At 36.1% G+C, this 23,902-nt stretch carries 22 protein-coding genes; 21 read left to right on the forward strand and 1 reads right to left on the reverse strand.

All coding sequences use genetic code 11. The annotated features are described in order from the left end of the window. The first annotated feature begins 119 nt into the window (after positions 1 to 119). The 8 genes from tig (at position 120) to sufB (ending at position 8,799) form a co-directional block, all read left to right on the forward strand. Positions 120 to 1,406 carry a trigger factor gene (tig, locus tag ABM34_RS02060; protein WP_048702838.1) on the forward strand — a complete coding sequence of 429 codons (1,287 nt, stop codon included), beginning with the start codon at positions 120 to 122 and terminating at the stop codon, positions 1,404 to 1,406. Positions 1,407 to 1,524: 118 nt separating this feature from the next. Continuing rightward, positions 1,525 to 2,772, forward strand: coding sequence for an ATP-dependent Clp protease ATP-binding subunit ClpX (clpX, locus tag ABM34_RS02065; RefSeq protein ID WP_048702841.1), 1,248 nt, complete (start codon positions 1,525 to 1,527; stop codon positions 2,770 to 2,772). 57 nt (positions 2,773 to 2,829) lie between these two features. Next, positions 2,830 to 3,414 carry a ribosome biogenesis GTP-binding protein YihA/YsxC gene (gene yihA, locus ABM34_RS02070; RefSeq protein WP_048702845.1) on the forward strand — a complete coding sequence of 195 codons (585 nt, stop codon included), beginning with the start codon at positions 2,830 to 2,832 and terminating at the stop codon, positions 3,412 to 3,414. A 184-nt stretch (positions 3,415 to 3,598) separates the two neighbouring features. Further along, positions 3,599 to 4,393 carry a Fe-S cluster assembly ATPase SufC gene (gene sufC, locus ABM34_RS02075; protein WP_048702848.1) on the forward strand — a complete coding sequence of 265 codons (795 nt, stop codon included), beginning with the start codon at positions 3,599 to 3,601 and terminating at the stop codon, positions 4,391 to 4,393. Between the two features lie 11 nt (positions 4,394 to 4,404). Then, a complete protein-coding gene (sufD, locus tag ABM34_RS02080; protein WP_048702851.1) occupies positions 4,405 to 5,694 on the forward strand; it encodes a Fe-S cluster assembly protein SufD in 1,290 nt (429 codons plus the stop codon). After that, positions 5,678 to 6,916 carry a cysteine desulfurase gene (locus ABM34_RS02085; protein ID WP_048702854.1) on the forward strand — a complete coding sequence of 413 codons (1,239 nt, stop codon included), beginning with the start codon at positions 5,678 to 5,680 and terminating at the stop codon, positions 6,914 to 6,916. Before sufD ends, ABM34_RS02085 begins: the two co-directional genes overlap by 17 nt. After that, positions 6,903 to 7,331 (forward strand): Fe-S cluster assembly sulfur transfer protein SufU, encoded by a 429-nt coding sequence (gene sufU, locus ABM34_RS02090; RefSeq protein ID WP_048702857.1) that lies wholly within the window; start codon positions 6,903 to 6,905, stop codon positions 7,329 to 7,331. The genes ABM34_RS02085 and sufU overlap by 14 nt, the downstream gene beginning before the upstream one ends. Before the next feature lie 25 nt (positions 7,332 to 7,356). Then, complete coding sequence (gene sufB / locus ABM34_RS02095) at positions 7,357 to 8,799, forward strand: Fe-S cluster assembly protein SufB (RefSeq protein WP_048702859.1); 1,443 nt, start codon at positions 7,357 to 7,359, stop codon at positions 8,797 to 8,799. Between the two features lie 193 nt (positions 8,800 to 8,992). Here sufB and ABM34_RS02100 read toward each other — a convergent pair whose 3' ends face one another. Beyond that, the gene (locus tag ABM34_RS02100; protein ID WP_048702860.1) at positions 8,993 to 9,745 is read right to left on the reverse strand and encodes a nucleoside phosphorylase; all 753 of its coding nucleotides are present in this window, start codon (positions 9,743 to 9,745) and stop codon (positions 8,993 to 8,995) included. Positions 9,746 to 10,092: 347 nt separating this feature from the next. Between ABM34_RS02100 and tyrS the strand changes: the two genes are divergently transcribed. From tyrS to ABM34_RS02165, 13 genes are all read left to right on the forward strand, one after another. Continuing rightward, positions 10,093 to 11,337, forward strand: a complete 1,245-nt coding sequence (gene tyrS, locus ABM34_RS02105) for a tyrosine--tRNA ligase (RefSeq protein WP_048702862.1) — start codon at positions 10,093 to 10,095, stop codon at positions 11,335 to 11,337. Between the two features lie 22 nt (positions 11,338 to 11,359). Then, entirely contained in the window at positions 11,360 to 12,775 is a 1,416-nt protein-coding gene (nhaC, locus tag ABM34_RS02110) for a Na+/H+ antiporter NhaC (RefSeq protein ID WP_048702863.1), read from the forward strand. Between the two features lie 252 nt (positions 12,776 to 13,027). Further along, complete coding sequence (locus tag ABM34_RS02115) at positions 13,028 to 13,972, forward strand: aspartate carbamoyltransferase catalytic subunit (protein ID WP_048702866.1); 945 nt, start codon at positions 13,028 to 13,030, stop codon at positions 13,970 to 13,972. Then, positions 13,932 to 15,197 carry a dihydroorotase gene (locus ABM34_RS02120; RefSeq protein ID WP_048702867.1) on the forward strand — a complete coding sequence of 422 codons (1,266 nt, stop codon included), beginning with the start codon at positions 13,932 to 13,934 and terminating at the stop codon, positions 15,195 to 15,197. The genes ABM34_RS02115 and ABM34_RS02120 overlap by 41 nt, the downstream gene beginning before the upstream one ends. An 18-nt stretch (positions 15,198 to 15,215) precedes the next feature. After that, entirely contained in the window at positions 15,216 to 15,905 is a 690-nt protein-coding gene (pyrF, locus tag ABM34_RS02125; RefSeq protein WP_048702870.1) for an orotidine-5'-phosphate decarboxylase, read from the forward strand. Next, positions 15,905 to 16,543, forward strand: a complete 639-nt coding sequence (pyrE, locus tag ABM34_RS02130) for an orotate phosphoribosyltransferase (protein WP_048702871.1) — start codon at positions 15,905 to 15,907, stop codon at positions 16,541 to 16,543. The genes pyrF and pyrE overlap by 1 nt, the downstream gene beginning before the upstream one ends. Then, positions 16,543 to 17,562, forward strand: a complete 1,020-nt coding sequence (locus ABM34_RS02135; protein WP_048702873.1) for a quinone-dependent dihydroorotate dehydrogenase — start codon at positions 16,543 to 16,545, stop codon at positions 17,560 to 17,562. Before pyrE ends, ABM34_RS02135 begins: the two co-directional genes overlap by 1 nt. A 232-nt stretch (positions 17,563 to 17,794) precedes the next feature. After that, positions 17,795 to 18,688, forward strand: coding sequence for an NAD(P)H-dependent flavin oxidoreductase (locus tag ABM34_RS02140; protein WP_048702875.1), 894 nt, complete (start codon positions 17,795 to 17,797; stop codon positions 18,686 to 18,688). Between the two features lie 20 nt (positions 18,689 to 18,708). Beyond that, positions 18,709 to 19,209, forward strand: a complete 501-nt coding sequence (locus tag ABM34_RS02145; RefSeq protein WP_048702878.1) for an acyl-CoA thioesterase — start codon at positions 18,709 to 18,711, stop codon at positions 19,207 to 19,209. A 24-nt stretch (positions 19,210 to 19,233) separates the two neighbouring features. Further along, a complete protein-coding gene (locus ABM34_RS02150) occupies positions 19,234 to 20,367 on the forward strand; it encodes an ArgE/DapE family deacylase (RefSeq protein ID WP_048702879.1) in 1,134 nt (377 codons plus the stop codon). Between the two features lie 127 nt (positions 20,368 to 20,494). Then, on the forward strand, positions 20,495 to 20,845 hold the full coding sequence (locus ABM34_RS02155) for a PadR family transcriptional regulator (protein WP_048702881.1): 351 nt from the start codon (positions 20,495 to 20,497) through the stop codon (positions 20,843 to 20,845). Then, positions 20,838 to 22,217, forward strand: coding sequence for a DUF4097 family beta strand repeat-containing protein (locus ABM34_RS02160; protein WP_048702883.1), 1,380 nt, complete (start codon positions 20,838 to 20,840; stop codon positions 22,215 to 22,217). The genes ABM34_RS02155 and ABM34_RS02160 overlap by 8 nt, the downstream gene beginning before the upstream one ends. Before the next feature lie 111 nt (positions 22,218 to 22,328). Next, positions 22,329 to 23,837: a YfcC family protein gene (locus ABM34_RS02165; protein ID WP_048702884.1), complete on the forward strand. Its 1,509-nt coding sequence runs from the start codon at positions 22,329 to 22,331 to the stop codon at positions 23,835 to 23,837. The last annotated feature ends 65 nt before the right edge of the window (positions 23,838 to 23,902 follow it).

Genomic DNA, 23,902 nt, shown 5'->3' on the forward strand with positions numbered 1-23,902 from the left:
TCGATTTTTTTTGTGGTAAAATACTCTAAAACACGAATAAATTGTACGAAACATTTACAATAGAGCCTTTTTAAGGTAATATTACAAAGTATGAGATCGTGAAATACCGGAGGGATAAAATGTCTGCTAAGGCTAAATTTACTAAAAAAGAAAAAAATACAGGTGAATTAAAATTTGAAATTGATCAAGACACAATTAAGCAAGGTCTAGACACTGCTTTTAACCGTGTTAAGAAAAACTTGAACGTTCCTGGATTTAGAAAGGGAAAAGTTCCACGTCAAATTTTCAATCGTATGTACGGTGAAGAAGCACTTTATGAAGATGCATTGAACAGTGTATTGCCAGCTGCATACCAAAATGCTATTGACGATACAAAAGTTGAACCAGTTGATCAACCACAAATTAATGTTGAATCAATGGAAAAAGGCAAACCTTGGGCTATCAGTGCCACAATCACAGTTAAACCAGAAGTTAAACTTGGTGATTACACAGGTATCGCTGTTAAGAAACAAAAGCGTAATGTTCTAAAGGCTGATGTTGAAAACAAGTTGGAAGAACTTCAAAAACAACAAGCTGAATTAGTTCTTAAAGATGGTAAAGCTGAAAAAGGCGATACAGTCGTTATTGATTATGTAGGTTCTGTTGATGGAAAAGAATTCGATGGTGGTAGCGCACAAAACTACTCACTTGAATTGGGTTCAAATTCATTCATCCCTGGATTCGAAGATGGCTTGATCGGCGCAAGTGCAAACGATGACGTTGATGTTAAAGTTACTTTCCCAGAAGACTACCAAGCTAAAGAATTAGCTGGTAAGGATGCAATTTTCAAGACAACAGTTCACGAAGTGAAATCAAAGGAACTTCCTAAGTTAGATGATGATTTTGCTAAAGATGTTGACGAAAATGTTGATACTCTTGAAGATCTTAAAAAGAAACTTCATGATGAAATCAAAGATCAAAAGAAAGAAACTGCTGAAGAAAACATTCAAGAAGAAGCAATTTCTGGTGCTGTAAAGAATGCTAAGATCGATGAAATTCCACAAGCAATGATCGACACAGAAGTTGACAACCAAATGAACCAATATTTGGCAAACTTACGTCGTCAAGGAATTGATCCTAAATTGTACTATCAAATGACTGGTACAACTGAAGACGACCTTAAGAAGCAATTCTCTTCAGATGCTGAAGAACGTGTTAAGACTGACCTTGTTATCGAAGCAATCGTTGCTAAAGAAGGTATCAAACCTTCAGAGGACGAAATCAGTGAAGAAATCAAGTCACTAGCTGACGAATACAAGATGGATGAAAAAGCTGTTAGAGGTGCTTTAACTGACGACATGCTTGCTCACGATATTGCAGCTAAAAAAGCTATTGAATTGATTGTTGATTCATCAGTTGAAAAATAATTAAAAAAATAAGAAGTCATTAGGCTTCTTATTTTTTTATGGGGCTAATTACTTTACTCTTACAGCCGTCAATGCTAGACTTTTCAAAGTATTGGAACTACTTAAGGAGAATGAATACATGTTTGATAGTACAGAAACTACAGGTACGATTAGTTGTTCTTTCTGCGGAAAGACTCAAGATCAAGTAAAAAAGATCGTTGCTGGTCCTGGTGTATACATTTGTAATGAATGTATTGATTTATGTAAGGAAATCATAGATGAGGAACTCGGTGATGAAACTCCATTAGATCTTGAAAATATTCCAACACCCGTTGAAATTAAAAAGATTCTTGATGAGTATGTAATTGGTCAATACGATGCCAAAAGAGCATTGTCTGTTGCCGTTTATAATCACTATAAGAGAATTAATAAAATGGAACACTCTAAAGATGGCGATACAGAGTTGCAAAAGAGTAATATTGCCTTGATTGGACCAACTGGTTCAGGTAAGACATTCTTAGCTCAAACTTTGGCTCGTATTCTTAAAGTTCCATTTGCTATTGCTGATGCAACCACACTTACTGAAGCAGGTTATGTTGGTGAAGATGTTGAGAATATCCTACTAAAATTATTACAAAACGCTGATTTTGATGTTGAAAAGGCTGAACACGGAATTGTTTATATCGATGAAATCGATAAAATTGCCAAGAAGAGCGAGAATGTGTCAATTACTCGTGATGTTTCTGGTGAAGGTGTTCAACAAGCACTTTTGAAGATTCTTGAAGGTACCGTTGCTAGTGTTCCACCTCAGGGTGGAAGAAAGCATCCACAACAAGAATTGATTCAAATTGATACAACTAACATCTTGTTCATTGTCGGTGGTGCTTTTGATGGAATCGAAACCATTGTCAAAAACCGTCTTGGTGATAAGACGATTGGTTTTGGTGCTGAACAACAAGAGTCAATTGATGAACAAAAGAGTTTGATGCAACAAATTATTCCAGAAGACTTGATGAAGTTTGGTATCATACCAGAATTTATTGGTCGTATTCCTATTGTTACAGCACTTGAGAAGCTTACTGAGGATGATTTGGTAAATATCCTTACAAAGCCTAAGAATGCTTTAATCAAGCAATATAAGGAATTGATGGATATTGATGGTGTTAAACTTGAATTTACTGCCGGAGCATTGAATGAAATCGCTAAGATGTCAATCGAACGAAACACTGGGGCTCGTGGATTGCGTTCAATTGTTGAAGAAACAATGTTGGATACAATGTATGAAGTGCCAGCTCGTGACGATGTCGAGACAGTTAAGGTCACAAAAGATGCCGTTAGAAAAGTTAAAAAACCAGAGTTGATTTTGAAGGATGGAAAGGTTGCCTAGGGGTGACCTTTTTTTTATACTCTGGAATATGATAAAATAACTGCACTGAGGTGAATTATGCAAGTAAATAACGTATCAATGAATTTAAGTGCCGTTAGTTCCAGACAATATCCTGACGAGGGTTACCCTGAGATTGCATTATTGGGTAGATCTAACGTTGGAAAATCTTCATTGATTAATACATTAATCAACCGGAAGAGTTTTGCCAGAACATCCAGTACGCCTGGTAAGACCCAGACTTTGAACTTTTATAATATCGAGGATATTTTATATTTAGTGGATGTTCCTGGATATGGGTTTGCAAAAGTTTCCAAGAAACAACGTGAAGAATTTGGTGTCATGATTGAAGAATATTTGACAACGCGAAAAGTTTTGCACGGTGTAATTATTTTAGTTGACGGTCGTCATGCACCAAGTGATGACGATATTTCAATGTATCAATTTGTCAGCTATTATCATTTACCAACATTAATTGTTGCTACAAAGATGGATAAAGTTAAAAAGAACCAATGGAATAAGACAATTAGTCAAGTGAATAAATCAATGAATGTCAATCAGACTGATCAACTACAGCTTTTCAGTGCGGAAACTAAATCTGGCAAGGATGAAGTTTGGAATTGGATTGAAGATCATATGAAATAAAAAGTCAGAACATGTTAATGTTCTGGCTTTTTTGGTATAAAATGAAACTAATTCATTTTGTGCATCAATATAATATTTGAATATTATGAATGAATAATATGAATATTTTTTATATTGATTTGTTATTTTTTCAAGTGAAAGCGCATAATGGTATGTATAACAAGATAAGTGCGGAGGGAAAATAATGTCAACTTTAGAAGTTAAGGATTTACATGTTTCTGTTACCGATGATGAGAATGGAAAAGGTCAAGAAATCTTAAAAGGTGTAAATCTTAAAATGAGTACCGGTGAGATTCATGCAATCATGGGACCAAATGGTACTGGTAAATCAACTTTATCACAAGCAATAATGGGAAATTCAGCTTATAAAGTTACCCAAGGTGATGTATTGCTAGATGGTAAGAGTTTGTTGGACTTGCCAGTTGATGAGCGTGCACGTGCTGGACTATTTTTGGCAATGCAATATCCAGCTGAAATTCCTGGTGTTACCAATGTCGAATTTATGCGTTCTGCCATAAATGCTCGTAGAGCTGATGATGATCAAATTCCAGTTATGGAATTCATGAAGAAGTTAGATGCCAAACAGAAGATCTTAGATATGACCGATGAAATGTCTGAAAGATATTTGAATGAAGGTTTTTCTGGTGGTGAAAAGAAACGTAATGAAATTCTTCAACTATTGATGATTGAGCCTAAGTTTGCAATTTTGGATGAAATCGATTCTGGACTAGATATTGATGCTCTTAAAGTTGTCTCACAAGGTGTCAATTCAATGCGTGGTGATAATTTTGGTTCATTAATAATTACTCACTATCAAAGATTGTTAAACTACATCGTACCTGATCAAGTTCATGTCATGATGGACGGAAGAATCGTTCAAAGTGGTGGTCCAGAATTAGCTAAAAAACTTGAAGATGAAGGTTATGCAGGATTACGTGATGATTTGAATCTCGATGTTAAATTAACGGATGAACTATAAGGGGGATAATTATGCGTACAAGTATAAAAGATGATTTTATGGATGAAACAATTGCATTTTCAAAAAGTCATGAAGAACCCCTATGGTTTCAAAAAATGCGTGAAGAGGCACTCAATCGCTCATCTGACTTAGAGATGCCAGTTTATGAAAAAATCAGCTATCGTAGTTGGCGATTAGCCAAACCTAAAGCACCATTCGTACCAGCCAATGATATTTCAAGTGTTAAATTACCAGACTCAAATAATTTACTCATTCAAAATGGTGATAACACTTTAGTATCAAAACTTGATCCGAAACTGGCAGCCAAAGGGGTTGTTTTTACTGATATTTGGACGGCGCTTAAGGACTATCCAGAATTAGTAGAAAAATATTTGTTGACTAAAACTATCAAGCCAACTGAAAATCGCTTGATTTCACTCAATTTAGCTTTGATGAATGGTGGGTCATTCCTATACGTTCCTAAAAACGTTGAAATAGACGAATCAATTCAAGCAATTTATTTGCAAGATAATAATCAGAAAAAGGATTTCATTCATCACGTTTTAGTTGTTGCAGATGAAGGAAGTTCAGTCAAATACCTAGAAAACTTTGTTAGTCAAGGGACAGCTGCCGAGAATATTGCCAACATAGTTGTTGAAGTCGTAGCTGAGGATAATTCTCATGTTCATTTTTCTGCATTGGATCAGTTTGGATTAAATGTGGCAACATACTTGAATCGACATGGATATGTCGGAAATAATGCTGAGCTTGATTGGGCAATTGGTTTCATGAATGATGGCAAAGTTGTTGGTGATTTTGGTACTGACTTACGTGGAGAGGGATCACACACAGAAGCGAAGGTTGTAGCGATTACAACTGGTGAACAAGTAACTGGGATTGACACGAAGGTTACAAATTATGGTCAACATTCAATTGGTCATATACTTCAACATGGTGTAATTTTGCAGTCATCAACTCTAACCTTCAACGGTGTTGGACATATCGTTAAAGGGGCAAAGGGTTCCGATTCGCAACAAGAAAACCGTGTTCTAATGTTATCTCGTACAGCTCGTGGAGATGCAGATCCTATTTTACTAATTGATGAAAATGATGTTACGGCTGGACATGCTGCCAGTGTCGGTCGAGTTAATGAAGATCAAATGTATTATTTAATGAGTCGAGGAATAGATGAGGAGACTGCTCAAAGACTGGTTATTCGTGGATTCTTGAGTGCAGTTATTACTGAGATTCCGGATAAAGAAGTACGTGATCGATTGACGAACATGATTGAGAGGAAATTAGTCAATGGACAACAAAAATAACCAATGGAGACAAGATTTCCCCATTCTTGATCAAAAGGTTAATGATGAGAACTTAGTATATTTAGATAATGCTGCCACAACTCAAAAGCCACAAACTGTTATTGATGATCTGGTGAATTTTTATCAAAATGATAATGCAAATGTTCATCGAGGGGTTCATACCTTAGCCGAACGTTCAACAGAACAATTTGAAACTGCGCGTGAGAAAATACAGAAGTTTATTAACGCTGAACATAGTGATGAAATTATTTATACTAAGGGAACAACTGATGCTTTAAATATTATTGCCCGTAGTTATGGTGCAGAAAATATTGTAGCTGGAGATGAAATCGTTATTTCATATCTGGAACATCATAGTAATTTGATTCCTTGGCAACAACTTGCAATTCAAAAGCATGCAGTTCTCAAATACATTGAATTAGATGACGATGGTTTCGTGGATTTAGCCGATGCTAAAAAGAAAATTACTGATAAAACAAAAATTGTTTCGATAGCACATGTATCAAACGTATTGGGAGTAATTAATCCAGTCAAAGAAATTGCGCAGATTGCTCATTCACATGGCGCAGTTATGGTTGTTGATGGGGCACAGTCGGTTCCTCACATGCCAGTTGATGTTCAAGATTTAGATTGCGACTTTTTGGCATTTTCTGGACATAAAATGCTAGGACCTACAGGAATTGGAATTTTGTATGGAAAAGAAAAGTTGTTGAACGCAATGCCACCAGTAGACTTTGGTGGAGAAATGATTAATTTCGTTCATTTGTATGAAACATCATGGAATGATTTGCCATGGAAATTTGAGGCAGGAACACCAAATATTGCTGGAGCAATTGTTTTAGGTTATGCTGTCGATTATTTATCAAAAATTGGGATGCAAAATATTTTTGATTATGAAAATGAATTGGTGGACTATGTTTTGCCCAAACTATTGAACATTGAAGGATTAACCGTTTATGGCCCACAAGATCCTGCAAAACATACCAGTGTAATTTCATTTAATCTAGACGGGTTACATCCCCATGACTTGGCTACAGGCCTTGATATGGAAGGTGTCGCGGTCAGAGCCGGGCATCATTGTGCACAACCTTTAATGACCTATTTAGGTATTTCTGCAACGGCCAGAGCAAGTTTTTATTTTTACAACACAAAAGAAGATGCTGATATATTAGTAAATTCTATTGTTGCTACAAAGGAGTTCTTTAAAAATGGCACTGTCTAAAATGGATAATTTATATCGTCAAGTCATCCTTGATCATTCAGCTCATCCACATCATCATGGAGAATTATCTGATTCTACTAATGAAATTGAATTGAAAAACCCAACTTGTGGGGATGTTTTACAACTGGATGTAAAAGTTGAAAATGATACTATCAAGGATATCGCATTTAGTGGATATGGCTGTACTATTAGTCAAGCATCTGCAAGTATGATGACTGATGCCGTAATGAATAAAGATACTAAAACTGCCGAAGATATGATTGAAGCTTTTTCAGACATGATTCTTGGAGAAAAATCTGATACCGATATTTTAGAAGATGCCGCAGTATTGAAGGGTGTTTCGCAATTTCCTGCCCGTATCAAATGCGCTACATTAGCATGGAAGGCATTACACAAGGCACTTAATAAAGATTAGATTCTGAATTGGAGGGTGAAATACAATGCCAGAAACAGAAAATACAAAAAATAATGAGGATGCTGCTTCGTCAGTTCAAGCTCTAGACCTTGATAAAGATTATGACTTCGGATTCCACGATGATGTGAAGCCCGTATTTTCAACCGGAAGAGGCCTGACCGAGGATGTAGTAAGACAAATCTCAGCAGAAAAAGATGAACCACAATGGATGCTAGATTTTCGTCTTAAATGCTATAAAATTTACAAAAAAATGCCAATGCCAAACTTTGGCCCCGATTTGTCAGGGCTAGATTTGGAACACATGTTGTATTATCAAAAATCAACTGACAAACAGTATCGTGATTGGGACCAAGTTCCTTCAGAAATCAAAAATACTTTTGACAAGTTAGGTGTCCCTGAAGCTGAACGTAAATATTTGGCCGGTTCATCAGCCCAATATGAGTCAGAAGTTGTTTATCACAACATGAAAAACGAATTTGATAAAATGGGTATCATATTTACCGATACAGATTCAGCTTTAAAAGAATATCCTGAATTATTCAGAAAATGGTTTGGAAAACTAGTCCATCCTAACGACAACAAATTTGCTGCCTTAAATGGTGCAGTTTGGTCAGGTGGATCATTTATCTATGTACCTAAAGGTGTAAAGCTTGATATTCCAATTCAGTCATATTTCCGTTTGAATGCCGAAAACTCAGGCCAATTTGAACGTACCCTAATTATTGTTGATGAGGGTGGAAGTGTAAATTATGTTGAGGGATGTACTGCACCAAATTACTCATCAGACAGTTTGCATGCCGCAGTTGTAGAAGTATTTGCCGAGAAAGATGCCTACATGCGTTATACGACTATTCAAAACTGGTCGAATAATGTTTACAGTCTTGAGACAAAACGTGCTCAGGCCATGGAAAATGCCACAATGGAGTGGGTCGATGGAAACTTGGGTTCTAAAATTACAATGAAATATCCAAGTGTCTATTTAGATGGCGAAGGTGCAAGAGGAACAATGTTATCAATCGCCGTAGCCGGACACAACGTTGACCAAGACGCCGGTGCTAGAATGATTCATAATGCCAAGAATACATCATCCTCAATAGTTTCAAAATCAATTTCAAAAGATGGTGGTGCGGTCGACTATCGTGGAACAGTAAGATTTGAAAGAAATTCCGATGGATCAAAAGCCCACGTTGAATGTGACACAATCATAATGGATGAAGAATCCAGTTCAGACACAATCCCATACAATCAGATTTTAAATGGAAATGTCTCAATGGAGCACGAAGCCAAAGTCTCAAAAGTTTCAGAAGAGCAACTATATTACTTAATGAGCCGAGGCCTAAGTGAAGCCAAAGCCACAGAAATGATAATAATGGGCTTTGTCGAACCATTTACCAAAGAATTGCCAATGGAATATGCCGTTGAATTGAATAGATTGATAAGTTATGAGATGGAGGGGACCGTTGGATAGAGCGTAAAGTCAAACGCCCTTGACGACTTATGTGCAGTTGTCAGTTTGATTTTTTCGCGTTTCAGCTAAATCAGAGAAAAGGGACCAACAAATCACCAAATCACCAAATCTCAAATAAATAAATTAAACCAAACAAAAAACAGGAGCTGAGGCAATACCTCAACTCCTGTTTTAATTCATAAATCCAACTGTTTCATTCCAACACCCGAGCAATCCCAAAAGCCGCCTTCATAGCAACCGGAATCTCATCCCGATAATCCGACCGAACTTCCCACATCTTAGAATCCAAATTATCAGCAGTAGTAAAAAACGGATAAGCATCAATACCACGAAATTTAGACCAAGCCAAGATTGCTGCGACTTCCATATCTACAAATGAGCATCCGTCAGATTTTCGTTTCTCAAAGGTATTACGTGTTTCTCGATAAATTGCATCTGTACTCCAAGTTTTTCCTTCTATGAAGGGTATATTGCCTGTATAAAATACATTCTTCATTAACTCAAGTGTTTTAAAAGGCATCTGTATTTCATGAGTGGCAGGTTGGTAATGGTATGAAGTTCCCTCATCGCGAACGGCAGATACGGGAATGGCAATTTTTCCACGTCCAATCGAGTTCGTCAAAACTCCGCATGTTCCCAAGGTAATAAATTTTTCTGCTCCCATAATTCTTAAATCCTCAAAAGTGGCTATACATTGAGGGGCGCCAACAGGAGCCATGATCAATCCAATTTTGACTCCAGAAAGTTCATATTCATAAACGTAATTTTCACCATTGAGTGAACGAGAGTTCCCAATGACGCGAAGCCCATTGTCAATTGCAAATTTACGTACCAAGTCGCCGTAAAAAGGGGCAATAATTATTTTAGGAAAATTCTTTATAGGTTCATTTCTAAGATTAGGCTGTAATATTTCTTCACTTTGATCATCAAAATCATCAATTAACATGTCTTTCACCAAGTTCATTAAATTAGAATAATTATACAACATTTGGAAAATTTTAATTTAACGCTTGCAATATTTTTTGGCTCTGCTATTATTTTAGACATAAATTGATTTTAGTTTTAAAACAACTAGCAAGATATCTGGGTGTTAAGAGAATTGGCGGTTGGTGCGAGCCATGCAGGATATTTTTGCAAAATACTAAACTAGAATCTCGTGTCCTACGTTACAGGAGTAAAGAGCGAGTAGAAAACTACTCGAATTTTGGGTGGTACCGCGCAAAGAGCGTCCCTGCATTATGCAGAGACGCTCTTTTTTTTGTATCTAGGACAATTATTAGGAGGAATTATTAAATGAACATTATTGATGAACTTAAATGGCGAGGATTAGTCAATCAAACTTCTGACGAAGAAGGTTTGAAGAAATTGACCGATAAAGATGAAATTTCACTATATTGTGGAATGGATCCAACCGGTGACTCAATGCACATTGGTCACTTATTACCATTTATGACATTGCAAAGATTTGCCAACGCTGGTAACCATCCTTATATCGTTATTGGTGGTGCGACTGGATCTATTGGTGATCCAAGTGGTAAAAAGGCTGAGCGTCCAATGCAGACAATGGATCAAGTTCAACACAATGTTGATGCATTGAGTGCTCAAGCAAACCGAATTTTCCCAAGTTTTACAATGGTTAACAATTACGACTGGACAGCACAAATTGGTATTCTAGATTTCCTCCGTGATTACGGAAAATTATTTAATGTTAATACAATGCTTAATAAAGAAATTGTTTCAAGTCGTTTGGAAACAGGTATTTCATTTACAGAGTTTACCTACCAAATCCTTCAATCATTAGATTTCTTAACTCTTTACCGTCAATATAATGTTCAATTGCAAGTTGGTGGTGGTGACCAATGGGGAAATCTCACTGCCGGACTAGATTTAATCCATAAAGCTGAGGGACAAGAAGCAGAAGTATATGCTTTGACAATCCCACTTTTGCTTAAATCTGATGGTACAAAATTTGGTAAAACAGCTGGTGGAGCAGTTTGGCTAGATGCTAAAAAAACATCACCATATGAGTTCTATCAGTTCTGGTTCAATCAAGATGACAAAGATGTTATCAACTTACTCAAGAAATTTACATTCTTGTCAAAAGCAGAGATTGATGAACTAGCAGAAAAAGTTCAATCTCAACCAGAAAAACGTGAAGCACAAAGAAAATTAGCTGAAGAAGTTACTACTTTTGTTCACGGTGAAGACGCACTTAAAGTAGCTGAAAAAATTACTGAAGTACTATTCTCAGGTGAAATTCAAGAACTTTCAACTGAAGAAGTATCTCAAGCATTTAATGGTGTGCCAAGTGCAGAAATACCTAATGAAGAAATCAACCTGGTTGATTTACTAATTGCCGCAAATGTTGACAAGTCAAAACGTCAAGCCAGAGAAGATATTCAAAATGGTGCAATTAGAATTAATGGAGAAAAATTAACTGATACAACTCTTAATATTGATCCAAAAACATCATTCGATGGCAAATATATCGTAATTCGACGCGGTAAGAAAAAGTACTTCTTAGCTATTATTAAATAGATTTACTAAGGCGGTCAATAATATGAAAAAAGAAAGTCGATTAACATTTTGGGAAAGTCTCATTATTATGCTGGTCATGTTTGGATTGTTAGGGACTATGATGATCAAATTAAAGATGACTCCCCAAATTCCAATACTACTAACATTTACTTTGTTGCTGTTTTACGGAAGATTTCGAGGGTTTTCTTGGAATGAGTTGCAGCAAGGGATAATTGATGGAGTTAAACCAGGTATTATTCCAATGATAATTTTTATTATGATCGGAGTTTTGGTATCTGCCTGGCTTATGTCAGGTGTTATTCCAACCATCATGGTTTATGGACTGGAACTGTTAAATGCACGATTCTTTCTTTTTACAGTTTTTATTAGTTGTTGTTTGGTTGGAGTTATTGTCGGAAGTTCATTTACAACAATCAGTACATTGGGAATTGTCTTCATGGGAATCGGTCATGTTATGGATATAAATGTCGCTCTAACTGCTGGATCCATTGTTTCCGGAGCTCTTTTTGGGAATAACATGTCACCATTGTCTGGGACAACAAATTTGTCTACTGGTATCGCCGGAGTAGATAATGTCTTTGACCATATTAGAACAATCTCACACACAGCTTTACCATCGGCGATTATCGCAGCAATTATCTTTTTGGTTGCAGGTCATACTGGTACAAATCCTAACATGAGTTCTGTACATCATATTATCAATGCACTTCAAGCAAACTTTTTCGTTTCACCATGGATGTTGATTCCAATTGCTGTACTGATTTTATGTGCAATCTTACAAGTACCAGCAATTCCAACTTTATTGTCGGGGTCAATCACAGCTATTATCATGCACGTGTTCATTAACCATGCGAACTTTGCAACTATCAGTCAGCAAATTATGCAGGGATGCAAACTAACTTCATCAGACAAGCAAATCAACGCTATTGTTAGTGGTGGTGGTGTTGCAAGTATGTTAGACAGTATTTCATTAATCCTAGTCGCGCTAACATTAGGTGGTGTATTATTAAAACTTGGTGTCGTGGATAACTTAATTGGTAAATTGAGACAACAAGTTAATACTCCAGGTAAATTGATTTTGACGTCAATTATTTCTGCTATTGGTGTTAACTTTTTAGTTGGTGAACAATACATTTCGATTATCTTACCAGGTACTACCTTCAGAAAAAACTTTGAAGAACAAAATATTCGGCCTCAATACTTGTCACGTGTGTTAGCTACTGGTGGAGCTGATATAAATGCACTTGTACCATGGGGTGTCAGTGGAATATTTATCTCGGGAATTCTTGGAGTTAGTCCATTAGTATTTATTCCATTTGCCTTTTACGTATGGTTAAATCCACTATTGACCGTCATCTTTGGATTTATTTTCGGAAAGAAATACAAAATTAATGATGAAGTAAAAACTGTTGGAAAAGTTGCTAAAGAACTTGACTGATGGGGTGAATTCAATTATATTATTTCTAACGAAAACTTTTAAACAAGTCCTGTGAGGCTTGGAAGGTTAAAATACATTTGAGCTAAAAGTGTAAACTTCCTAACCTTGTGGGATAGGAAGTTTTTTGTTTACAAAAAATAAAATAAAAGGAATTTTTAATCAGATCCAGTGAGGTCTCAAAGATTTTGTAGGGGAAAACTCTACCTGAGGACGCTGGTGAAAACTGGAGTCCTTTTTATTTGGAGGAAAACAATGAAAAATATACTTTCTATGTCACAATTCTCAAACCAAGATGTCTACGATTTAGTTGATAGAGCAATCGAATTTAAAGAAGGAAAGACTTGTAGCGTTGGCGCTGATAAATATGCTATGAATTTGTTCTTCGAAAATAGTACTCGGACTAAATCAAGTTTCCAAGTCGCTGAAATGAACCTAGGTATGAAAGAAGTTGCTTTCGAAGCTGGTTCATCATCGACAACAAAAGGTGAGACACTTTACGATACAGTCCGAACAATTGAGAGTATTGGTGCAAGTGTTGCAGTAATCAGACACCCTGAAGATGAGTTTTACAATCAATTATTGGGAAAGAATATTAATATCCCTATCATCAATGCTGGTGATGGAACTGGTCAACACCCATCCCAATCTTTGTTAGATATGATGACAATTTTCGAACACTTCGGACAATTTGAAGGACTAAAAATTGGTATTATTGGTGATTTGACACATTCACGTGTGGCTCATTCAAATGCCGAAATCCTAACTAGATTAGGTGCGGAAGTATCGTTCGGTGGTCTAGATTCATGGTATACTCCAGAATTTGCCGAAATTGGACCACACATGTCAGTTGATGATTTATGTTCAGAAATGGATGTAGTAATGTTGCTTAGAGTTCAGCATGAAAGACTTTCTGAAGATGAAAATAAGAGCTTTTCTAAAGAAGATTACTTCAATGAATTCGGAATTGATATGAGACGTGTTGATTTGATGAAAGCTGATACAATGATTATGCATCCAGCTCCAGTAAACCGTGGAGTAGAAATTGCAGATGACGTCGTTGAATGTGAGAAGTCATTTATTTTTCAACAAATGCACAATGGTGTATTCATGAGAATGGCAATGATTGAAGCGGTACTACAAGGAGAAAATACAGCAGATGAGCTTATTAATAACCAACACAAAATTGTTTTACGCTAATCAGTTACAAACAAAAGATATTTTAATTAAAGATGGCAAATTTGCAGAGATTGCAGATCATATTGATGCAAATGGTGCAGAAGTAATTGATGCCAAAAATAATTTAGTATCTCCAGGTCTAGTAGATGTTCACGTTCATTTTCGTGAACCAGGTCAAACACATAAGGAAACAATCAAGACTGGTTCGATGGCTTCAGCACATGGTGGTTTTACAACAGTTGGAGCAATGCCAAATGTTACTCCAGTTCCGGATACAGTTGAAAAGTTTCAAGCACAGTTGAAATTGAACGAAAAAGAGTCTCTTATTAACACACTTCAATATGCTCCAGTAACAAAAGATGAAATTAGTACAGAATTGAGTCCAATTGAAGATTTAGACAAGTTGGGTGCAATGGGGTTTTCAAACGATGGTCACGGAATTGACAACGCTCAATCAATGTATACAGCAATGGAAAAAATTGCTTCATTACATAGTCATTTAGCAGCACATGTTGAGGATCAAAGTTTATTTAATAAGGGTGTTGTCAATAAAGGTAAGGTAGCCACAAGATTAGGTTTACCTGCGATTAATCAAGCTGCAGAAACTTCTCAGCTAGCAAGAGATTTGTTATTGGCAAAGGACACAGGAGTGCATTATCATGTGTGCCATATTTCAACAGCAGATAGTGTTCAGCTAGTTCGAATAGCCAAAGATGCCGGAATTAACGTGACATGTGAAGCTAGTCCTCATCATTTATTATTAAGTGATCAAGATATAGTTGATGATGACGCAAACTTTAAAATGAATCCTCCTCTAAGAAGTGAAGAAGATCGTTTAGCCTTGGTTGCAGGTCTTCAAGATGGGACAATCGACATGATTGCGACAGACCATGCGCCACATGCAAAAGAGGAGAAGAGCCAAGGATTTCTAAAGAGTGCGTTCGGAATAACCGGGATTGAGACATCATTCCCATTGATGTATACCAACTTTGTAGAAAAAGGATTACTTAGTTTAGAACAATTATTGAACTTGATGTCGATGAAGCCAGCTCAAGTATTTGGCTTAAAAAATGCCGGTAATATTGAATTGAATAAGCCAGCAGACTTTACTATCATCGATTTAAACCAAGAATACGAAATTGCGGAACAAGATTTTATTTCAAAAGGCGTTAACAGCCCATTTATTGGTGATTTAGTCAAAGGAAAAGTTATCAATACGTATGTTAGCGGACAAAAAGTTTATTAAAAATTATCGGGGGTAAGTATGGATAAACCAGTTATTGTAGCATTAGATTTTGCAGATGATTTTGAATGTATTCAGTTTTTAAGTCAGTTTCCGAAGGACACAAATTTGTTTTTGAAAATTGGATTAGAGATGTTTTGTCAGTTTGGATATCCATTTGTTAGAAGTTTAAGAAATCGTGGATATAATATTTTCCTAGATTTAAAACTTCATGATATTCCAAATACCGTTCGTAGGACCTGCGAAATGATTGCTAAATGGGATGTTCAAATGCTTACTGTCCATGCTAGTGGTGGTTCAGAAATGATTGCTGCAGCTAAAGAAGGACTTGCTAGTAGTGACACTAAACTATTGGCTGTCACTCAACTAACATCACTTGGTCAAACGGAACTTAAAGATGAATTACAAATTCCACTCCAATCTCAAGATTACGTTACTCACTTGGCTAAACTTGCTTATGATAATGGTGCAGATGGAGTAATTTCTTCTGCCCTTGAAGTACCTATGATCAAGGAAATCACTAGTGAAGATTTCTTGTGCGTGACACCAGGTATTAGACCTAAATCCGCACAAGTAGGGGATCAAAAACGTGTTGCTACACCTGCAAAAGCACGTGAGTTAGGTAGCGATGCTATTGTAGTTGGTCGTCCAATTACTCAAGCATCAGACGCTTTCTTTGCATATAAAGACATATATCAGGAGTGGAAATAATGGAAAACAAACAAGTAGCAGAAAATATTGCCGCCAATCTATTGAAGATCAAGGCTGTCAAATTAAGTCCTAAAGAACCATTCACTTGGATCAGTGGTATCAAATCACCAATTTATACTGATAATCGAATGACAATAGCATATCCAGAATTTCGTCAACAAATTGCAGAGGATTTGGCTAATCTGATTAAAGAAAACTATCCAGAAGCTACAGTTATTAGTGGAGTTGCGACTGCCGGAATTCCGCATGCCACTGGCGTTTCAAACATTTTGAACTTACCAATGAACTACGTTCGCTCAAAACCAAAGGGTCATGGAACAAAACGTCAAATTGAAGGGCGTTGCCAACCTGGTGATAAAGTTGTCGTAATTGATGACTTGATTTCAACTGGTGGATCCGTTTTAGAGGCTGTCGATGTTGTTCGTGAAGCTGGTGCAGAAGTTATTGGAACTGCAGCAATTTTCACTTACAACTTACCTGAAGCCGATAAAAACTTTCCAGCTCACAAGACAGTTTTAAAAACATTAACAAATTATCCGGTTATGATTGAGCAAGCTCAAAGTCTGGGATATGTCGAAGAAGAGGATATGGACTTACTTCATCAATGGTATAAGGACCCTGAAAGCTGGTGTAAATAGTGGATTGGTATCAAATTGCTCGTCCAATGATTTTTGCTGTGGATCCCGAGATTGATCATCATTTAGTAGCAAATGGATTGAAAATATTTAACCAAACGCCACAAGTTTTACAAAAAATGTTTTACACAAAAAAGCGTAATAATTTAAAAACGACAATTAAAGGTGTCACATTCGATTCGCCAATCGGAATTGCCGCAGGATTTGATAAAAATGCCGAGTTTTACAACAGTCTAGGCGCTTTGGGTGCTGGATTTGTCGAAGTTGGAAGTGTTACTAGGAGTGCTCAGGAAGGTAATCCCAAAAAGCGGATTTTTAGACTTCCAGAAGATAAAGCCATTATTAATCGAATGGGATTAAACAATGTTGGATTAGATAAAGTGATGGAAAGACTTTCCGACAACAAACGAAATACTAAAGTTGGACTAAGTTTGGCACCAACACACGGACTATCTACCGACGAGATGATCAATGAATTGGTTGATGATGTCAAACAATCTCACGATTTAGCAGATTATATTGCATTGAATTTAAGCTGTCCAAATCAAGCCGGGGTTATGTCACTGCAAAAAAGTGGCGTTCTAATTGAACTACTAGGTAAAATTAGTGATTTGATGATAGACGAACCAGTTTTTTGCAAATTTAGCAGTGACTTGACGACGGATGAATTACTAGAAACGTTAGATGAGACAGCTAATTTAATGGATGGAGTGATCCTTTCAAATACCAGTTTAGATAGAACCGATTTACAATCAGAAAACAAGGTTGAAAAAGGTGGTTTAAGCGGGAAACCAATTTTTGAAAAATCACTAGCATTAACTACAGCAGTCTATGAAAAATTTGGCGAGGAACTTCCAATAATTTTTTCAGGTGGAGTCTTTGATTATCACGATGCTTATAAAGCACTACAATCAGGTGCGAGCCTCGTCCAAGTGTATACAGGATTCATCTACAACGGACCAAGCCAAATAGAACATATAAATCGTCATTTGTCAGAAATGAGAATGATTAATAGTCTTTAGATAGTAAGATCATTCGAATTGAATTAGAATTGGCTAATGCTCGAGAAAATCAAGAAGTTGCAACATTCACAATATTTGATTGTTGCAGCTTCTTTTTCTTTGCTTGCTGCCCCGAGTTGAACTTGAGTAGAGGTCAACGGTGAAACATTATCATTAAATTTTTCTCCATCAAAAGAAAACGTTATCATAAAATTGTGATAACCTAAAATCATAAGATAAAAGAGGAATAATTATGACTATCACAAAATTACTAGGTATAAAATACCCAATAATCCAAGGTTCAATGGCAAGAATTTCCAGGCATGAGTTAGTATCAGCTGTAAGTAATGCCGGGGGTCTGGGTGTGTTAACTTCTGTTGGAATGGACAAAGCTGAACTTGCACATCAAATTGATTTGGTTCGTCAAGAAACTGATAAACCTTTTGGAGTTAATTTAATGCTTCAGCAAAGCAATATTCCTGATATGGTGGAAGTTATCGTTGAGAAAAAAGTACCTGTTGTGTTGACTGGAGCTGGCACGCCTGCACCATATTTTGATCAATTACATATTATGGGAGCAAAAGTAATTCCAGTGATTCCAAATGTTTCCATTGCCAAGAAAATGGAAGAATTAGGTGTAGATGCGGTAGTTGCTGAGGGTATGGAATCAGGTGGACACATCGGACAAATGACAACTATGACATTAGTACCACAAGTTGCAGATGCAATTAACATTCCAGTAATTGCCGCCGGAGGAATCGGGGACCGTCGTGCAGTCGCTGCTTCTTTAGTTCTTGGAGCCCAAGGTGTTCAAGTCGGGACAGCATTTCTTGTAGCCAAAGAGACACCAATTCCCGATTCATACAAACAAATGGTACTTGATGCACAAGATACTTCGACGGCCATCACTGGACTAACAATAGGAGATCCTGTTAGAGGTTTGAAAAATGATTTAGTCACGAAAATATTGAAAATGGAACAAACTGGCAGCACTAAGGAAGAATTACGAGATTTACTTGATGGTTCACTCTCAAAGGCAGTTTATGAGGGAAACACTCAGACTGGATCATTTATGGCTGGTGAGATTGCAGGTGAAATCAATCAAATTAAATCAGCTAAGGAAATTATTGAAGCAATGTTTAGCTAATTATTTATACGGGGTGAATCATGAAACAAATAACTTGTTCTCAAACCAAGGCAATCAGTGATCGATTGGTTTTTGATGGTGATTTAAATGATAAAGGAACCTTATTTGGTGGCAAAACTTTAAGCATGTTAGATGAAAATGCTGGATTAGCAGCTTTCAAATTTATTAATGTTAAAGTAGCTACTGCAAATTATGACTATACAAACTTTTGGAATCCAATAACTACAAAAGATTCCATCCGAATCACTTCATATGTAACCGGTGCATCAGAACGTGCAATTGAAGTTTTTACAAAAATTGCGACGACTGATTTGAAGACTTATCAAACAAAAATTGCCTTTACTAGCTTCAGTACCTTAGTAACATTGAGACAATTTGGTGAAGTGAATTTTCCGGAATTAATTCCCGAAACGGATGAAGAAAAATTTCTTTGTTCAGGTTGGCAAGATAGAGTTATGGAACGGAAAAATAGTTATCATGCAGCTAAGGTGTTTTTACAACATCTTGATTCAAATGATTAATTAAATTTTTATTGGAGGAAATATATGGATGAATCTGAAAAAATGAATGTTTTGTCAAAACTGATCTCGATTAATACCGTAAATGATAATGAAAAGGATATTGCTGATTACTTGCAAAAACTTTTTGCTGACCATGGCATTTTTAGTGAGGTTCTGCCTGTTAAGGGAAACAGAGCTAATTTAGTTGCTGAGATTGGTGATGGAGATAAAATATTGGCACTTTCTGGACATATGGATACAGTGATGGCGGGCGAAGGCTGGGATTACGATCCTTTTAAGCTTACTGAAAAAGATGGAGAGCTATATGGTCGGGGAACAACCGATATGAAGGCCGGCCTAACAGCCATGGTCATCGCAATGATTGAATTAAAAGAAAATGGCACTCCTTTGAATGGAAAAGTTCGTCTTCTAGCAACTGTTGGAGAGGAAGTTGGTGAAATGGGTGCCAAAAAGTTGACTGATGATGGATATATGCAAGATGTTGATGCTTTGGTAATTGGTGAGCCTACTGCACCATATCTTGGATATACTCACATGGGTTCATTAGATATTCGTGTCAACTCAAAAGGAGTTGCAGCGCATTCTTCAATGCCTGATCAAGGATTTAATGCAATTGATCCATTGGTTGAATTCATACATGAAGCTAATGATAAATTTAGAAATACTGGTGCGTCAGATCCAGTTTTAGGACACTTCATTTTCAATGTGACAACCATAAAAGGCGGCACTCAAGTAAATGCCATTCCTGGTAGTGCTTCAGCTGAAATGAACTTTAGAACACTTGATAGTTATAATAATGACAAGGTTTTGGCTGATGTACACACGATTATTGATCAGCTTAATAAAGCAGATGGCGTTGATTTATCTATTGAAATAATGATGAATTTAAATGGAGTTGTTTCTGGAAAAGACTCAACAATTATTGATATTACTCAAAATATTGAAAAAGAATATTTTGGTGATAAGGTTCAAAAAGGCGGAGGCGCCGGTACGATAGATGCTGCTAGATTTATGGTTGGAAAACCCAAGGATTATAATTTGGTAATTTCTGGACCTGGTAATCAGACAATGCATAAAGTTAATGAATCTGTTCCGAAGAGTTTATATTTAGATTTTATTGATATTTATAAGAAGATTGCTGAACAATATTTGAAGTAGAAATAAGAGATTAGATGGGAAATCTAATCTCTTTTTTATGTTTAAGTATTATTTTGAATAAATTACTTTGACAGACGAAGTAATTGGTGTTACATTATTGTCATCGAAACAGAAAAGAAGGGATGACATGGCTCAAGATATTTCAAAAGACATAATTCGTGGTCATACCTCAACTATTGTGTTGAATATTCTTAATCAGGGTGATAGTTATGGTTATGAAATTTCAAAAACCGTTAAAGAATTAAGTGATGGCGGTTATGAAATTAATGAAGCAACGTTGTACACAGTGTTTAGACGTTTAGAAAAAAATGGTGATATTCAAAGTTATTGGGGTGATGAATCTCAAGGTGGACGAAGAAAATATTACAAGATTACTGAACAAGGACAGAAAACCTTGGAATCCAATATTGAGCAATGGAATTTTGCCAAACAAGTTATTGATAAACTTATTTTAGGAAGGATCAAACGTGATGACTAAGAAAATACTTGAATTAATCGATACACGCATAAACGATATATTTGAAGACTATCCACAAACGGAAGATTTACATGAACTTTCTCAAGAACTAACTTCGGATTTGCTTGCTTCAGCTGAAGATAAAGTTAAAGCTGGATTGACAGAGGAGAATGCTGTTGATGAAGCTTTTGACAATTTTGGCGATATTGAAGATCTAATTGATCAAACTATCAATATTGATGATTCTGATGAGGATGATCCATATAAAGTTGACATCGATAAAAAAGGCATTCGAGTTGATAATGGAAAGAAATTAAGAATTGATAATTCAGGTGTATTTATCAATCAAGGCAAAACATTATCAATCGATAGTAATGGGATGTCTGTCAATAATGGAGAATTTTTTAAAGCAGATAAAAATGGTGTCAAGCTTGGCAATTATCATTTTGATAGTAATGGTGTTACAAATACTGAAGATACTGTTGCTACAAAAGTAAATGACTATTTCGACCAGTTTGATAAAGAATTTGATAATAATTTAAATACAGAAGTTTATGTTGAGTCCTTGAAGTTGGTAAATGAGCAAAAGTTTAGTATAGAAGAACTAAATCATCTGGATGTTACCTATAAGTCAGTTGAACTGACTGTTTTACCAATTAGTGGAAACAAAGTTATTTTGAGAGAGTATATGTCTCGAAATAATTCAAATTATTATGCCCATTCATTGATATCAAATCACGTTCTTTCAATTGCACAAGGAAATTATCCAAACTTATTACCTCTAAAAGCTAGAGTTCAAGTTTTGATTCCTACTAGTTTTATTGGTGGATTGCGGTTATCTAATGGGTCAGGAACCGCTAACCTTTACGATCTTAAGAATTTAGAAACTATAAAAGTTGATTTAAACAGTGGTGTAGCAAGGTTGAAAAATATTTCTACAGGCAATTTAGCTATTATTTCTAAGTCCGGCTCGGCTAAATTGGATAATGTTAAATCTGATGATCTACTAAAGGTCTACGTTAAAAGTGGAACTGTGAAATTTAATAATCTATTGGCTAACGCAATCGATATTACTGCGATAAGTGGATCCATCCGAGGACAGAATTTAGTCGGCGGTGGCAATATTAAATCCCACTCGGGGATCATTTCTATTAGCGTGAAAGATTTGACTCAGGACCTGCATCTTAATGCAAAAAGTGGGGCAATAAAAATTACCTGCGTTCCAGAATTGAATTACTCATTTGATATTTCAGCAAAATCTGGAATTGTTCATGCGCCTGCTATGGCAACTAAAATACACGATACTCAAAGTTTTAAAGATGGATCTGTTGGTGATGATCCAAAATTCACAATCTATGCGATGGCAGTGTCTGGTGCTATTAAGTTAAGATAATTAGCAATTCACTAAGTAATAAGTACTTCATTAAAAATATTCTCATAAAGTATTGTTTTTTCTTTTAATTACTCGTATTCTAGAAACATTGTAGAGATTGGGGAGAGAACAATGCAGCTTGCTAAAAGGAAATGGCGGATGCCCTCAGCGTTCACCATTTTATTTTTCTTAATTATTTTTGTTGCCATTTTAACTTGGATTATTCCAGCTGGTCATTATGAGACCACTAAAGCTGGGAATATTATGTCAGGTACATATCGAAGTGCTGCAAGTAGCCCTCAAGGAATTTGGAATATTTTCGAAGCACCAGTAAATGGTATGGTCGGTACTAAAACAACTGATGGGGCAATTTCAGTGTCATTATTCATCATGGTTATTGGTGGATTTTTGGGTGTTTCTGGTAAAACTAGAATGCTTGATGATGGAATAGGTTCAGTCGTTAAAAAGTACGCTGGACGTGAGAAAATATTAATTCCATTTTTGATGATTTTGTTTGCCATTGGTGGAACGACGTTTGGTATGGGAGAGGAAACTATTGCTTTTGTTCCCATATTAATTCCAATCATGATTCGAGTTGGTTATGACAGTGTCACGGCTATATCGATTTCATTGATTGGTTCGCAAATTGGTTGTATGGCATCAACAGTCAACCCATTTGCTACCGGTGTCGCATCGGAAACGATTCATATTTCTCCTGGTGCAGGGATTATTCCTCGTCTGATATTCTTCATTATTACGGTTATCATAGCGATTTTGTATGTAATGCATTATGCGATTAAGGTAAAAGCTGATCCTTCAGAATCATATGTTTTTGAAACACGTCAACGTGATTTAAAAGAATTTGCTAACAGTAAAAATGAAGTAGCTGATAAATTAACAGGTCGTCAGAAGGCCGTTTTAGTAGTATTTGTTATGATTTTTGTCATTATGATTGCTAGTTTGATACCGTGGACTAGTTTGAATAAGAACTTTACATTTTTTGTAGACTTTACAAAATGGATTACCAATATTCCATTCCTAGGAGCATTAGTAGGTAAAACCTTGTTGCCATTAGGAGATTGGTACTTTACTGAAATCACCACATTATTTGTCTTTGGTTCAGTATTGGTTATGCTGGTTTACCATATGAACGAATTTGATTTCATTACTAGTTTTATGGATGGTATGCGTGATTTGCTGGATGTTGCAATTATTGTTGCGGTTGCCCGTGGTATTCAAGTCATCATGAATGATGGAAATATTACTGCCACAATTTTACATGCAGGTGAAACTGGTCTACATGGATTATCATCGTCACTGTTTATTATTTTGACTTATATTTTCTATATTCCAATGTCATTCTTGATACCATCAAGTTCTGGCTTAGCCGCTGCTACAATGGGAATTATGGGACCTCTCGGTAGATTTTCTGGTGTTAGTGGATCATTAGTCGTTACAGCGTATCAATCAGCTTCAGGATTTGTTAATTTGATAACTCCGACAAGTGCAATGGTTATGGGTTCCTTGGCTGTTGGACATGTCAGCATTGTTACTTGGATCAAATACATCTGGAAACTTTTAGCAATAATATTTGTTTTCACCTGTGTTTTCTTGGCAGTTTGTTCAATGTTAAAACTATAAAAATTGTATAAGGTAATATCCAATTTATTTTGGGTATTACCTTATTTTTTTGTTATGCTGAAACA

This window comes from Companilactobacillus ginsenosidimutans, assembly GCF_001050475.1.
In the GTDB taxonomy this organism is placed as follows: Bacteria; Bacillota; Bacilli; order Lactobacillales; family Lactobacillaceae; genus Companilactobacillus; species Companilactobacillus ginsenosidimutans.